General features: G+C 63.3%; 17 protein-coding genes. 14 read left to right on the forward strand and 3 right to left on the reverse strand.

Translation table 11 applies throughout. The features are described 5' to 3' along the window. The first annotated feature begins 246 nt into the window (after positions 1-246). From KUW17_RS12530 to KUW17_RS12595, 14 genes are all read left to right on the forward strand, one after another. Positions 247-1,101: an HpcH/HpaI aldolase/citrate lyase family protein gene (locus KUW17_RS12530; RefSeq protein WP_222479529.1), complete on the forward strand. Its 855-nt coding sequence runs from the start codon at positions 247-249 to the stop codon at positions 1,099-1,101. Between the two features lie 34 nt (positions 1,102-1,135). Then, positions 1,136-1,684, forward strand: a complete 549-nt coding sequence (locus tag KUW17_RS12535; protein ID WP_222479531.1) for an NnrU family protein — start codon at positions 1,136-1,138, stop codon at positions 1,682-1,684. 23 nt (positions 1,685-1,707) lie between these two features. Further along, a complete protein-coding gene (locus KUW17_RS12540) occupies positions 1,708-1,911 on the forward strand; it encodes a DUF1737 domain-containing protein (protein WP_027235108.1) in 204 nt (67 codons plus the stop codon). Then, positions 1,911-2,942, forward strand: a complete 1,032-nt coding sequence (locus KUW17_RS12545) for a MaoC family dehydratase (protein WP_222479533.1) — start codon at positions 1,911-1,913, stop codon at positions 2,940-2,942. The genes KUW17_RS12540 and KUW17_RS12545 overlap by 1 nt, the downstream gene beginning before the upstream one ends. Positions 2,943-3,080: 138 nt before the next feature. Further along, positions 3,081-3,782 (forward strand): DUF1194 domain-containing protein, encoded by a 702-nt coding sequence (locus KUW17_RS12550; protein ID WP_222479535.1) that lies wholly within the window; start codon positions 3,081-3,083, stop codon positions 3,780-3,782. A 194-nt stretch (positions 3,783-3,976) separates the two neighbouring features. Then, entirely contained in the window at positions 3,977-4,360 is a 384-nt protein-coding gene (gene sdhC, locus KUW17_RS12555; protein ID WP_222479537.1) for a succinate dehydrogenase, cytochrome b556 subunit, read from the forward strand. 19 nt (positions 4,361-4,379) lie between these two features. Beyond that, positions 4,380-4,751 (forward strand): succinate dehydrogenase, hydrophobic membrane anchor protein, encoded by a 372-nt coding sequence (sdhD, locus tag KUW17_RS12560; protein WP_222479539.1) that lies wholly within the window; start codon positions 4,380-4,382, stop codon positions 4,749-4,751. A gap of 19 nt (positions 4,752-4,770) precedes the next feature. Next, positions 4,771-6,576, forward strand: a complete 1,806-nt coding sequence (gene sdhA, locus KUW17_RS12565) for a succinate dehydrogenase flavoprotein subunit (protein ID WP_222479541.1) — start codon at positions 4,771-4,773, stop codon at positions 6,574-6,576. Between the two features lie 11 nt (positions 6,577-6,587). Beyond that, the gene (locus KUW17_RS12570; RefSeq protein ID WP_222479543.1) at positions 6,588-7,367 is read left to right on the forward strand and encodes a succinate dehydrogenase iron-sulfur subunit; all 780 of its coding nucleotides are present in this window, start codon (positions 6,588-6,590) and stop codon (positions 7,365-7,367) included. 111 nt (positions 7,368-7,478) lie between these two features. After that, positions 7,479-7,748: a hypothetical protein gene (locus KUW17_RS12575; protein ID WP_222479545.1), complete on the forward strand. Its 270-nt coding sequence runs from the start codon at positions 7,479-7,481 to the stop codon at positions 7,746-7,748. 44 nt (positions 7,749-7,792) lie between these two features. Next, positions 7,793-8,503, forward strand: coding sequence for a ZIP family metal transporter (locus KUW17_RS12580; protein ID WP_222479547.1), 711 nt, complete (start codon positions 7,793-7,795; stop codon positions 8,501-8,503). A gap of 123 nt (positions 8,504-8,626) precedes the next feature. After that, positions 8,627-8,782, forward strand: a complete 156-nt coding sequence (locus KUW17_RS12585) for a hypothetical protein (protein ID WP_222479549.1) — start codon at positions 8,627-8,629, stop codon at positions 8,780-8,782. 71 nt (positions 8,783-8,853) lie between these two features. Then, a complete protein-coding gene (locus KUW17_RS12590; protein WP_222479551.1) occupies positions 8,854-9,048 on the forward strand; it encodes a hypothetical protein in 195 nt (64 codons plus the stop codon). Positions 9,049-9,138: 90 nt separating this feature from the next. Then, complete coding sequence (locus KUW17_RS12595) at positions 9,139-9,996, forward strand: urea carboxylase-associated family protein (protein ID WP_222479554.1); 858 nt, start codon at positions 9,139-9,141, stop codon at positions 9,994-9,996. A gap of 178 nt (positions 9,997-10,174) precedes the next feature. Here the strand turns inward: KUW17_RS12595 and deoD are convergent, their stop codons facing one another. From deoD to KUW17_RS12610, 3 genes are all read right to left on the reverse strand, one after another. Further along, positions 10,175-10,879: a purine-nucleoside phosphorylase gene (gene deoD, locus KUW17_RS12600; RefSeq protein ID WP_222479556.1), complete on the reverse strand. Its 705-nt coding sequence runs from the start codon at positions 10,877-10,879 to the stop codon at positions 10,175-10,177. 20 nt (positions 10,880-10,899) lie between these two features. Continuing rightward, positions 10,900-11,217, reverse strand: coding sequence for an H-NS family nucleoid-associated regulatory protein (locus KUW17_RS12605; RefSeq protein ID WP_222479558.1), 318 nt, complete (start codon positions 11,215-11,217; stop codon positions 10,900-10,902). Between the two features lie 119 nt (positions 11,218-11,336). Next, positions 11,337-13,304 (reverse strand): protein meaA, encoded by a 1,968-nt coding sequence (locus KUW17_RS12610; RefSeq protein WP_222479561.1) that lies wholly within the window; start codon positions 13,302-13,304, stop codon positions 11,337-11,339. Positions 13,305-13,379: the final 75 nt, after the last annotated feature.

A 13,379-nucleotide genomic window follows, 5' to 3' on the forward strand; every position in this document is an offset into this window, starting at 1 on the left:
CCATGCCTGCGGGCATCAGGTGCGGCCCGGTCGGGCGGCGGTGATCCTGTGCCTTGGTATCTTTCAGTGTGCCGGTCAGGTGCTGATAAGTGGTTAACCGGGCGTGCGCTGAAAATTCACGCATGTTATCAGCTGCTTGCTGCAAATGCGCGACAGGTTACGCTGCGCTGCGGCGGAATTGTACTTGAAAGTATACAGTCGAATCTGTACCGCTTTACGCAACAAAATAACTTTAGGAGAGGCTCGATGGACCCGCGCACGCGCCCTTACCGTTCGGTTTTGTATATTCCCGGCTCCAAGCCCCGTGCGCTGGAGAAGGCCAAGACCCTGCCGGTGGACGCGGTGATCTTTGATCTTGAGGATGCGGTCTCTGTCGACGAAAAACCCAATGCCCGCGCGACTTTGGCACAGGCGCTGGAGGCCGGCGGCTTTGGCGCGCGGATGAAGATCGTGCGGATCAACGGGCTGGATACCGAATGGGGCCGCGAAGATGCCATCGCCGCGGCCAAGATGGATTGCGACGCGATTCTGCTGCCCAAGGTGAACGCGCCGGCGGATCTGGACGCGCTGGCGGAGATAACCGGGGACATTCCGCTGTGGGCCATGATGGAAACCCCGCGCGGTATGCTGAACGCCGCCGCAATTGCCGCGCATCCCAAGCTGCAGGGCATGGTGATGGGCACCAACGACCTGGCCAAGGAACTGCAGACCCGCTACCGCCCCGACCGGATGCCGATGATGGCGGGGCTGGGCCTGTGTCTGCTGGCGGCCAAGGCCGAGGGGCTGGTGATTGTCGATGGCGTCTATAACGCTTTCAAGGACGTGGAGGGGCTGGCCGCGGAATGCGCGCAAGGCCGCGACATGGGCTTTGACGGCAAGACCCTGATCCACCCGGCGCAGGTGGAGGTGGCCAATGCGGCCTTTGCCCCGACTGAGCGCGAGATCGACACCTCCCGCCGCCAGATTGCCGCATTTGATGAGGCGCAGGCCGCAGGGCAGGGTGTTGCCGTGGTCGACGGCAAGATAGTCGAGAACCTGCATGTTGTAACGGCGCGTGAGATTCTGGCAAAAGCGGATGCAATCGCCGCGCTTTCCGCATAGGTGTTAATCAGCTTAACATCTAAGAGGGGCTGATATGGCGCTTTTGATCCTGGGACTTCTGCTGTGGTGGGGCGGCCACCTGTTCAAACGGCTGGCGCCGGATATGCGCGCCTCCATGGGCAATGGCGGGCGCGGCGTGGTGGCGCTGGTGCTCGTGGCCGGTGTGGTGCTGATGGTGCTGGGCTACCGCTCCGCCGAGAGCTTCGACCTGGCGCTGGTTCCGCCGTTCCTGACACACATCAACAACCTGCTGGTTCTGGTTGCGATCTATTTCATGAGCCCCGGCCCGCATAAGGGGGCGCTGTTCTACAAGATGCGCCACCCGATGCTGACGGGCTTCGGCCTGTGGGCGCTGGCGCACCTGCTGGTGAACTGGGATCCGGCGTCCTTTGTCCTGTTCGGCGGTCTGTGGGCCTGGTCCATCGCCGAGAAGGTCGTGATCAACCGCGCCGAGCCGGGCTGGCAGCCGGGCCCCAAGGGCACCATCGCCAAGGACGGGATGTTCCTTGCCGCCTCGATTGTCCTGATGGGGGTGATCGGCTACGTCCATGGCCTGGTCGGCCCGTCGCCGTTTGGCGGATAGACCCGAGAGCAGGATAGGAAGCCATGAAACTGTACCGATTTTTGTCCGAGGACGACACCTCCGCCTTCTGCCACAAGGTGACCGATGCGCTGAACAAGGGCTGGGAACTGCACGGCAGCCCGACCCAGGCTTTTGATCCCGTCAAGGGGATCATGCGCTGCGGCCAAGCGGTGGTGAAGGAAGCGGACGGAACCTACACCCCTGAGACCAAACTGGGAGAGCACTGATGGCCAAGACCAATCCGGGCCGGTTTTTCGAAGATTACACCGTGGGCGAGGTGATCGCCCATGCGGTGCCCCGCACGGTGTCAGGCGGCGAGCGGGCGCTCTATCACGCGCTCTACCCGGCGCGCCATGCGCTCTATTCTTCGGATGAATTTGCCCGGGCCTCTGGTCTGCCCTCAGCGCCGCTGGATGATCTGGCGGCCTTCCATGTGGTGTTCGGCAAAACGGTGCCGGACATCTCCCTCAATGCGCTGGCGAACCTCGGCTATGCCGAGGGGCGCTGGCTGCTGCCGGTTTATCCCGGCGACACGCTGCGCTCGGAGTCCGAGGTGATCGGCCTCAAGCAGAACTCCAACGGCAAATCCGGCGTGGTCTATGTGCGCACCCGCGGGCTGAACCAGCGCGATGAATGCGTGATGGAATACGTGCGCTGGGTGATGGTGCGCAAACGCGACCTGGATGCGCCGGCGCCGGAGACGGTGATCCCCGAGCTGAACAAGGTGATCCCGGCAGATCAGCTGGTGATCCCGGCTGGGCTGGATTTCTCCAACTACGATTTCACCCTGGCAGGCGAGCCGCACCGCTGGGGCGACTATGAGGTGGGCGAGACCATCGACCATGTGGACGGCGTCACCATCGAGGAAGCCGAGCACATGATGGCGACCCGGCTGTGGCAGAACACCGCCAAGGTGCATTTCGACAACACCGCGCGGCCCGACGGCACAAGGCTGATCTATGGCGGCCATGTGATCTCGATGGCGCGGACGCTGAGCTTCAACGGGCTGGCCAACGCGCAGATGATTGTCGGCCTGAATGGCGGAGCGCACGCCAACCCCTGCCTGTCGGGTCTTACCGTGCGGGCCTGGTCCGAGGTGCTGGACAAGGCCGACACCGCGGCGCCCGGCGTCGGCGCGATCCGGCTGCGGCTGGTCGCGACCAAGGGCGGCGCGCCGTTTGAGCTGAAGGGCGAGGACGGCAAGTATCTGCCGGATGTGCTGCTGGATCTGGATTACTGGGCTTTGATGCCGAAGTGAGCGGGCAGGGGCGCCGGCCCCTGCCGCCGCTGGCGCTCATCCGCAAGGTGCTTCAAATCAGCAAAGTAGCTGCGGGGTTTTCCCGCGGCTGGCAGAATTGTGATGACCTTTCGCGCCATTGCCGCTTAAGCTGGCGGCATGCGGGTTTTGCAGCTTCTGGTTTTCTCCATGCTCTCCCTCTGGCCGCTGAAGGCAGCGGCCTGCGATCTGGCATTGGTGCTGGCGGTGGATGTCTCTGGCTCTGTCGATGCCGAGGAATACCGCATTCAGATGGACGGTCTGGCGGCGGGGCTGCGCGACGGGGTGGTCTCTGAGGCGCTGGTCAAGGCACGCGCCCAGGTGCTGCTGATGCAATGGTCCGGGCAGTCGCGGCAGGAAGTGACACTGCCCTGGGCTGAAATCCGGACCTTCGGCGATGTGGAAGCGCTGGCGCAGCAGATCGAGCAGGCGCCGCGTCCCTGGCGCAACTACTCGACCGCCGTGGGCGAGGCGCTGTTTCTGGCGCTTGAGCAGTTTCCGGCGGTGGCGCATTGCAGGCGCCGGGTGATCGATGTCTCCGGCGACGGTTTCTCCAATGAAGGGGTTGAGCCGCGGGCGGCGCATGCAGCGCTGGCGGCTGCCAATGTGACCGTGAATGCCATCGCCATCGAGCAGAGCGAGCCGGAGTTGACCGCCTATTTCTTCGAAAATGTGATCCGCGGCGAGGGGGCCTTTGTGGTCTCTGCCGCGAGCTTTGCCGACTACCCGTCGCGCATCCGCAAGAAGCTGGTGCGGGAAGTGGCGCGGCAGACTGCGGCGCTGCTGCCCGGGGCCCGCCAGGGCGGCGCGGCTTTGCAGTGATTTGCAGATTGCCTTGTGATTCTGCAAAAAATTTTCAACCAGAGGATTTGTGATCACTAATTATTTGCTGTGATCACAAGCCGTGGCGTTTTAGCGCCAACAGGCCAGAAACCTGCCGGATTTGACCGATCCGCCGGGTGACACGCCGTAAAAATCGGCTAAAACGTCGTCAGCCAACCTGAAAAGGAGCCAACATGGCCGATGTCAATCGGGGCAACCGCCCGCTTTCGCCGCATTTGCAGGTCTACCGGCCGCAGCTGACCTCCGTGACGTCGATCCTGACGCGGATCACCGGCAACGCGCTGATCGTTTCCGCGCTGCTGATCGCCTGGTGGTTCCTGGCCGCCGCAACCTCGCCTGACTATTTCGCCACTGCCAACGGCCTGCTGACCAGCTGGTTCGGCGATCTGGTGATGACGCTGTCGGCGCTGGGCCTGTGGTATCACACGCTGGCGGGCGTCCGGCACCTGATCTGGGACAACGGCTACATGCTGGACCTGGAGCAGGCCGAGAAGCTGGGCTGGGCCGTCGTGATCGGCTCTGTTGTCCTGACCCTCATCACCATCGTCATCGTCTGAGCCAAGGGAGAGTTTCGCCATGCGTTATCTGACCGACCGCAAGCGCGCCGTTGGCATGGGCGCCGCCAAATCGGGCACCGCCCATCACTGGTCCATGCAGGTGAGCGCCATCGGGCTGCTGATCCTGGTGCCGCTGTTTGTCTTCACCTTCGGCAGCGCGCTGGGCGGCTCCTATGAGGAAATCACCGCCTATTACTCGCGTCCGTTCCCGGCCATCGTGGCCGCGCTGACCCTGGTGGTCGGCATGATGCATTTCAAATCGGGCGCCCAGACCATGATCGAGGACTACGTGCACGGCTTTAAGGGCCGCCTGACGATCATCCTGGTCACCTGCCTGTCTTATGCCGTGGCCGCGACCGGCGTTTACGCGCTGATCCGCCTGGCCCTGTAACTCCCCGAGGTTTTCATCAATGGCTGCTTACGAATACGAAACACATGAATATGACGTGGTCGTGGTTGGCGCCGGCGGGGCTGGCCTCCGTGCGACGCTGGGCATGGCGGAGCAGGGGCTGCGCACGGCCTGTGTGACCAAGGTGTTCCCGACCCGCTCCCACACCGTGGCGGCGCAGGGCGGCATTGCCGCCAGCTTGGGCAACATGGGCCCGGACAGCTGGCAATGGCATATGTATGACACCGTCAAGGGCTCCGACTGGCTGGGCGACACCGACGCGATGGAATATCTGGCGCGCGAGGCCCCCAAGGCGGTTTACGAGTTGGAGCATTACGGCGTGCCGTTCTCGCGCACCGAGGAAGGCAAGATCTACCAGCGCCCGTTCGGCGGCCACACCACCGAATTCGGTGAAGGCCCCGCGGTGCAGCGCACCTGCGCCGCCGCTGACCGGACCGGCCACGCGATCCTGCACACGCTGTATGGCCAGTCGCTGAAAAACAACGCGGAATTCTACATCGAGTATTTCGCCATCGACCTGATCATGTCCGAGGACGGGCAGTGCCAGGGGGTTGTGTGCTGGAAGCTGGATGACGGCACCATGCATGTCTTCAACGCCAAGATGGTGGTGCTGGCGACCGGCGGCTATGGCCGCGCCTACTTCTCCGCCACCTCGGCGCATACCTGCACCGGCGACGGCGGCGGCATGGTGGCGCGCGCGGGCCTGGCGCTGCAGGACATGGAGTTCGTGCAGTTCCACCCGACCGGCATCTACGGCTCCGGCTGCCTGATCACCGAGGGCGCACGGGGCGAGGGCGGCTATCTCACCAACTCCGAAGGCGAACGGTTCATGGAGCGCTATGCGCCCCAGTACAAGGACTTGGCGCCGCGCGACTATGTCTCGCGTTCCATGACCATGGAGATCCGTGAAGGCCGCGGCGTCGGCGCCGAGGGCGACCATATCCACCTGAACCTCTCCCACCTGCCGGCCGAGGCGCTGGCGGAGCGGCTGCCGGGTATTTCGGAAAGCGCCAAGATCTTTGCCGGCGTGGATGTGACCAAGGAGCCGATCCCGGTTCTGCCCACCGTGCACTACAACATGGGCGGCATCCCGACCAACTATTGGGGCGAGGTGCTGAACCCGACCGCCGAGGATCCGACCGCCGTGGTGCCGGGCCTGATGGCCGTGGGCGAGGCGGGCTGCGCCTCGGTGCATGGCGCCAACCGGCTTGGCTCCAACTCGCTGATCGACCTGGTGGTCTTCGGCCGTGCCTCTGCCATCCGCGCGGGCAAGGTTGTGGACGCCGACGCAGCGAACCCGGTGCTGAACCAGGCCTCCGTCGACAAGGCGTTCGACCGGTTTGACACCCTGCGCAACGCCAAAGGCGGCATCCCGACCGCGGACCTGCGCCTTGAGATGCAGAAGTGCATGCAGGCAGACGCGGCGGTGTTCCGCACCTCCAAGACCATGGCGGAAGGCGTCGAGAAGATGACCGCGATTGCGGCCAAGCTCGATGACCTGCAGGTGACCGACCGCTCGCTGGTCTGGAACTCCGACCTGATGGAGACGCTGGAGCTCACGAACCTGATGCCGAATGCGCTGGCCACCATCGTTGGCGCCGAAGCGCGCAAGGAAAGCCGCGGCGCCCACGCGCATGAGGATTTCACCACCCGCGACGACGAGAACTGGCGTGTCCACACCGTCTCCCGCGTTGAGGGCAACAAGGTGGATCTCAGCTACCGTCCGGTGATCGTGGATCCGCTGACCACCGAAGACGAAGGCGGCATCAGCCTCAAGAAAATCGCGCCCAAGGCGCGGACGTTCTAAGGAGACAGACCATGGTTCAATTCAGCCTCCCCAAGAACTCCAAGATCACCACGGGCAAGACCTGGCCCAAGCCGGACGGCGCCAGCAATGTGCGCAAGTTCAAGATCTACCGCTGGAACCCGGATGACGGCCAGAACCCGCGGGTCGACACTTATTTCGTCGATATGGACAGCTGCGGCCCGATGGTTCTGGATGCGCTGATCAAGATCAAGAACGAGATCGACCCAACCCTGACCTTCCGCCGCTCCTGCCGCGAGGGGATCTGCGGCTCCTGCGCGATGAACATCGACGGCATCAACACGCTGGCCTGTATTTACGGCATGGATGAGATCAAGGGCGATGTGGCGATCTACCCGCTGCCGCATATGCCGGTGGTGAAGGACCTGATCCCGGATCTGACGCATTTCTATGCCCAGCATGCCTCGATCATGCCGTGGCTGGAGACCAAGACCAACCGCCCGGCGAAAGAGTGGAAGCAGTCCATCGAGGACCGCAAGAAGCTGGATGGCCTCTATGAATGCGTGATGTGCGCATCCTGCTCGACCTCCTGCCCGAGCTACTGGTGGAACGGCGACCGCTACCTGGGGCCGGCCGCGCTGCTGCATGCCTACCGCTGGATCATCGACAGCCGGGACGAGGCCACTGGCGAGCGTCTGGACAACCTCGAGGACCCGTTCAAGCTTTACCGCTGCCACACCATCATGAACTGCGCCAAGACCTGCCCCAAAGGCCTGAACCCGGCCAAGGCGATTGCGCATATCAAGAAGATGATGGTCGAGCGCGCGGTCTGAACACCGCAGGCGGTCTGCAAGGATCCGCCGTCTCGCGCGATGAAAATTGCAAGGCCCCCGGTTTCCTGCGAAACCGGGGGTGTGTTTTTGGCAGGCAATGGATTTACGGGCATGAGGCTTCTTGGATGCGCCGCAGGTGCGCTGACCCTGATGGCGGGCTGCATGACGGCAACGGATCACGACCGTATCGGCGGCCAGCTGGCGGCAACGGACGCCAGGATTCCGGGCTGTATCGCGGAGGCCGGGATCACCGGCCAGGTCCGGATCAGCACCGAGTTCCTGGGCCATGGCGCCGGGGCCACTGTGTTGCGCAATGTGCAGTCCGGGCCGAATGTGACAGAGGCGCAGGCAGCGCAGGCAACCTCCTGCATCAACGTGTGATTTTTGCTGTTGAGGCAGGTGGGCCGCGGTTCTAACCTGCCGGAATGCAACCGCACGTTTATGCCGTACTCCTGGCCGGTTTTGCCGGCCTGTCGATGCCGCTGGGCGGGCTGCTTGCCTGGTGCGAGCACATCACCAACCCAGCGCTGCGCGACCGGGTGCTGCACACCATCTCGGCTATTGGCGGCGGGGCGCTGGCATCAGCGGTGGCGCTGGTGCTGGTGCCCGAGGCGGCAGACGCGCTGCCGCCGCGTTGGGCGGTCGGCCTGTTTGCTGCGGGCGGGTTGGTTTTCTACCTGATCGATACCGTTTTGCAGCGCAGTGGCGGCAGCGGCGCGCTGCTGCTGGCGATGCTGCTGGATTACCTGCCGGAGGCGATGGCGCTGGGGGCAATGCTGGTGGCTGATGCCGCCACTGCCAAGCTGCTGGCGCTGATGATTTTTCTGCAGAACTTGCCCGAGGGTTTTGCCGCTTTCCGCGAGGTCTGGAGCGGCGACAGCCCGGGCTGGCATGTGCTGCTGCTGTTTCTGGGGCTGGCCGCGCTTGGCCCGGCCTGTGCGCTGGCCGGGCTGGTCTGGCTGGCTGAGGCCGAGGCCGCACTGGGGGCGATCATGATCTTTGCCGCCGGCGGCATTCTTTACCTGCTGTTCCAGGATATCGCGCCCAATGCGTACAGCAGCCGCAGCAATGCGCCTGCGCTGGGGGCGGTCGCCGGGTTTGCGCTGGGGCTGGCAGGGCACATGCTGATCAACTGAGGCTGGTGCAGGACTTGCGGCGGCTGCATGGCAAACCTGCAAAATCATGCGGTGCGCAGGCCGGCGCCGCGGGCTAGGCTGCGGCTTAGGGGAGGATGGTGCCGAAAGTCAGGAGACCGCCCGATGAAACCTGTTGAAACCCAGCAAGATCAGCGTGATCAGCAAGCCCGCGCCGCACTTGAGGCGCTGGAGCAGGCCTATGCCTATTACACCCCTGAAGCGCCGGTGGCGCCTGTGCAGGAGCAGGAGCAGCTGTTTGAATATTACCAGGCAGCGTGATGCCGGTTGCGCCTCTGTTCTGCCTGGCATTTCCATTTGAAGGGCGGGGCAGGCGGGGCTAGACAGGCCGCATGATACTCATTGCTGTTCTGGCGGTTGGCGTCTTCTGCTATTTCCTGTGGCGCCACCGCGCGCTGGATCTGACCCGCAACTGCCGCTGGCGGCAGGTGAAATCTGAAGGGCAGTGGCGCTGCAGCTATTGCGGTGCGGTGGACGCGGGCAGCGAAGCACCGCGCATCTGCCGCAATCCGGAACGCAGCGCCTGACAAGATGTGCTTGCGGCAGTGGCGCGAAGGGCTTGCACCCCGGCGGGGATGCGGTCTTGATGGGGCAAACGAACAGGAAGGTTTGCCCAAATGTCCAGCACTCCCGCTGCCCCCGCCGATGCGGCGGCCCGCCGTGCCGTCAAGCCGGTAATCTGCTACCCCAATGACACCCTGCCGGTGCCGGACTTGGCGCTCTACAGCCAGGCGCGCGTGGGCGCGGTGAAGACCGGAGAGGTGCGGGTGCCGCCCCGCGATGCCGCCTGTTTCGAGGTGCCCGCCGGGCATTTCTTCCGCATCAGCTCGGTTGAGGGGCCGCAGGTGGGCGACCTGAACCTGTGGAACAGGAATGACCTCAGCGAGCGGTTCTATTCCGGCAAGACCCGCGCCCTGCACGGCACCCATATCACCACCGGCGAACGGATGTGGACCAGCTTCCCGCATCTGCGCCCGATGGCGACCATCGTGGCGGACACGCTGGGCTGGTACGGCATGGATGAATACGGCGGTTCGGTGCATGATGTGATCGGCACCCGCTGCGACCCTTACACCGGCAATCTGCTGGCGGGCAGCCAGTACCACCATTGCTGTCACTCCAACCTGACTCGGGCGCTGGCGGATCATTTGGGCGTTCCCCTGGCAGAAGCGGAACCGCATGTGCATGATGTCCTCAATGTATTCATGTGCACCGGCTTCACCCGCGATACCGGCCAGTATTTCATGAAGGCAAGCCCGGTGCGTCCCGGCGATTATCTGGAGTTTTTTGCCGAAATTGATTTGCTGGGCAGCCTCAGCGCCTGCCCAGGCGGTGATTGCTCGGCCGAGCATTCCAGCGATACAGCCGCCTGTTATCCGCTGCTGGTTGAGATTTTTGCCCCGGAAAAAGGCGCGCTGGATGATTGGCAAAGCCCGCCGCCCAATGGCTATGACCGCAGCCATGGCCGCGGGTGAACCGGTGAGCCAATTGGAATGCGGAGCGGCTGCCAATACTGCCGTCCGGAAAAATCGGCTCACTTATTTTCAAAATGGGAACTTTAAGGTTCGGCCGGCATCGCTGGAATGAACGGCCGGTGGAAAGAAAAGGGCAGCAGAAAATCTGCCGCCCTTTTCTGATTTGTTCTGCGCGGCTTCAGCTGAATGCGGCTTCCAGCGCAATTTCGACCATATCGCCAAAGCTGCGTTCGCGCTGATCGGACGGCAAGGCCTCGCCGGTGCCCAGATGGTCGGACACGGTCAGCACCGCCAGCGCACGGCAGCCGTGGCGGGCGGCCAGCGTGTACAATTCCGCTGCCTCCATCTCGACGCCAAGGATGCCGTGGCGGACCATCTGCTCGTTCAGGTCGGGGCGTTCGTCATAGAACACGTCCGATGAGTAGATGCCGCCGATGTGGGTGGTTGATCCGCGTTTGGCGGCAGCCTGCGCAGATGCCTGCAGCAAGCCCCAATCGGCGCAGGGCGCAAAGTTCAGCTCGCGGAAAATGCCGCTGGAGGGGCTGTTCAGGGTGCTCGCGGTCATTGCCAGGATTACATCGCGGACCTTGACCTTGTCCTGCATGCCGCCGCAGGAGCCGATGCGGATCAGGGTCTTTGCGCCGTAGTCCCGGATCAGCTCATTGGCGTAGATCGACAGCGAGGGCATGCCCATGCCGCTGCCCTGGATGGTGACGCGGTGGCCGTTCCAGGTGCCGGTATAGCCCAGCATTCCGCGCACTTCATTGACCAGCCGGGCATCCTGGAGAAAAGTTTCGGCCGCCCATTTCGCGCGGTAGGGGTCGCCGGGCATCAGAACGGTTTCAGCAATGTCGCCCTGCGCGGCGCCGATATGAATGGTCATCGCCTTGCTCCGCTGCGGTGTCAGATTTCCAGGTCGGAAATATCCATGCCCGCGGTCAGGGCGGCATGCACCCAATGCGGTTTGCGGCCGCGGCCGGTCCAGGTTTCCTCGGGGTTGCTCGGGTTGCGGTATTTCGGAGCAGCCTTGGTTTTCTTGGCGCCCTGGCGGTTCGCGCCGGCAATTTCATCCAGTGAAAAACCAAATTTTGCGGCCGCTTCCTCGGCCGCTTTCAATGCTTCCTGGCGTTCGCGCAGTTCTGCGTCGCGCAGCGCCTCAGCAACATCGGTTTGCAGCTGAAGAAGTTCTTTTCTGCTCATTGCTGAAAGATCGACGGTCATTTTGAACTCCATATAAAAATGACATACCGGAAAAACCGGTATGTCATTCCTTATGGCCCAAATTCCAGACGCGTTTCAGCATCTTTTTCGGCTATTTGCGGGAATTTGCCTGTTAAGGGTCAATTCGCTGCAATTTGAGGTGGCTTTGCCAGGTCGACAATGTCGCTCATAATTGAATTCAGCTCAAAATCCTTGGGCGTATAGACGCGTGCGACTCCCATTGATTTCAGCTTTTGCGCGTCCTCATCCGGGATAATGCCGCCGACAATTACCGGAATATGGTCCAGACCGGCGTCGCGCATGCGCTGCATCATCTCCTCCACCAGCGGCAGGTGGCTGCCCGACAGGATCGACAAGCCGACCACATGGGCGTCGTCCTTCTGCGCCGCTTCCACCAGTTCCGCAGGGGTCATGCGGATGCCGTCATAGGTGATGTCCATGCCGCAGTCGCGGGCGCGGAAGGCAATCTGCTCGGCGCCGTTGGAATGGCCGTCCAAGCCAGGCTTGCCGACCACGAACTTGATCCGGCGGCCCAGCACGTCGCTGACGGCATTGACCGCATCGCGCAGGTCGTCCAGCCCTTCGGTCTTGTTGGAGACGGAGGCCGAAACGCCTGTCGGGCCGCGGTAGGTGCCGTGGACCTTGCGCATTTCCTCGGCCCATTCGCCGGTGGTGACGCCGGCCTTGGCGGCGGCAATCGAGGGTTCCATGATATTGGCGCCGCTTTGGGCGGCCGCGCGCAGGGCGGCCAGTGCCGATTGCACCGCGTCATCGTCACGATCTCCGCGCCAGGCATTCAGCCGACTGATCTGTTCCTGCTCCACCGCCGGGTCGACAACCATGATGCCGCCGTCCTCGGTCTGCAGCGGCGAGGGCTCGCCCGCGGTCCATTTGTTGACGCCGACCACGATGGTCTCGTTCTTCTCGATCCGGTTCAGCCGTTCGGCGTTGGAATCGACCAGGCGGCCCTTCATGTATTCGATCGAGGCAACCGCGCCGCCCATCGATTCCAGGTTGGCCAGTTCGGCGCGGGCGCCCTCCTTCAGCTCCTCCACTTTGGCGTCCACCGCCGGGTTGCCGTCGAACAGGTCGCCGTATTCCAGAAGGTCGGTCTCATAAGCCAGGATCTGCTGCATCCGCATCGACCACTGCTGGTCCCAGGGGCGGGGCAGGCCAAGCGCCTCGTTCCAGGCGGGCAGCTGCACCGCGCGGGCGCGGGCCTTTTTCGACAGCGTCACCGCCAGCATCTCGATCAGGATCCGGTAGACGTTGTTTTCCGGCTGCTGTTCGGTCAGGCCCAGCGAGTTCACCTGCACGCCATAGCGGAAGCGGCGGAACTTGGGGTCGGCGACGCCATAGCGTTTCTCGCAGATTTCATCCCACAGATCGACAAAGGCGCGCATCTTGCACATCTCGGTGACAAACCGGATGCCCGCGTTCACGAAGAAGGAGATGCGGCCCACCATCGCCGGGAAGTCCTCCGGCGCGATGCGCGGCTTCAGCTCGTCCAGCACCGCCTGGGCGGTCGCCAAGGCAAAGGCCAGCTCCTGCTCCGGCGTCGCGCCGGCCTCCTGCAGGTGGTAGGAGCAGACGTTCATCGGGTTCCACTTGGGCACGTTGGTGTAGCAGTACTCCGCCACATCCGCGATCATCTTGAGGCTGGGCTTGGGCGGGCAGACATAGGTGCCGCGCGAGAGGTATTCCTTGATCAGGTCGTTCTGCACCGTGCCCTGCAGCTTGGACACATCCGCGCCCTGTTCCTCTGCCACCGCGATATAAAGGGCCAGCAGCCAGGGGGCGGTGGCGTTGATGGTCATCGAGGTGTTCATCTGCTCCAGCGGGATCTGGTCGAACAGGGTCCGCATGTCGCCCAGGTGGCAGACGGGCACGCCCACCTTGCCCACTTCGCCGCGGGCCAGCACATGGTCGCTGTCATAGCCGGTCTGGGTCGGCAGGTCGAAGGCGACCGAGAGGCCGGTCTGCCCCTTGGCCAAGTTGGCGCGGTAAAGCGCGTTGGATGCCGATGCCGTGGAATGGCCGGCATAGGTGCGGATCAGCCAGGGGCGGTCTTTTTGCATCTGCGGCATGTCGGGCCTCGCGAGTCAGTGTGTCGGTAATTTTATTTCGTCAAACAGATGTAAACTGCAATTTTCAACCCATGT

The sequence above is a fragment of the Leisingera aquaemixtae genome (assembly GCF_019801145.1).
Classification (GTDB): Bacteria; Pseudomonadota; Alphaproteobacteria; order Rhodobacterales; family Rhodobacteraceae; genus Leisingera; species Leisingera aquaemixtae_A.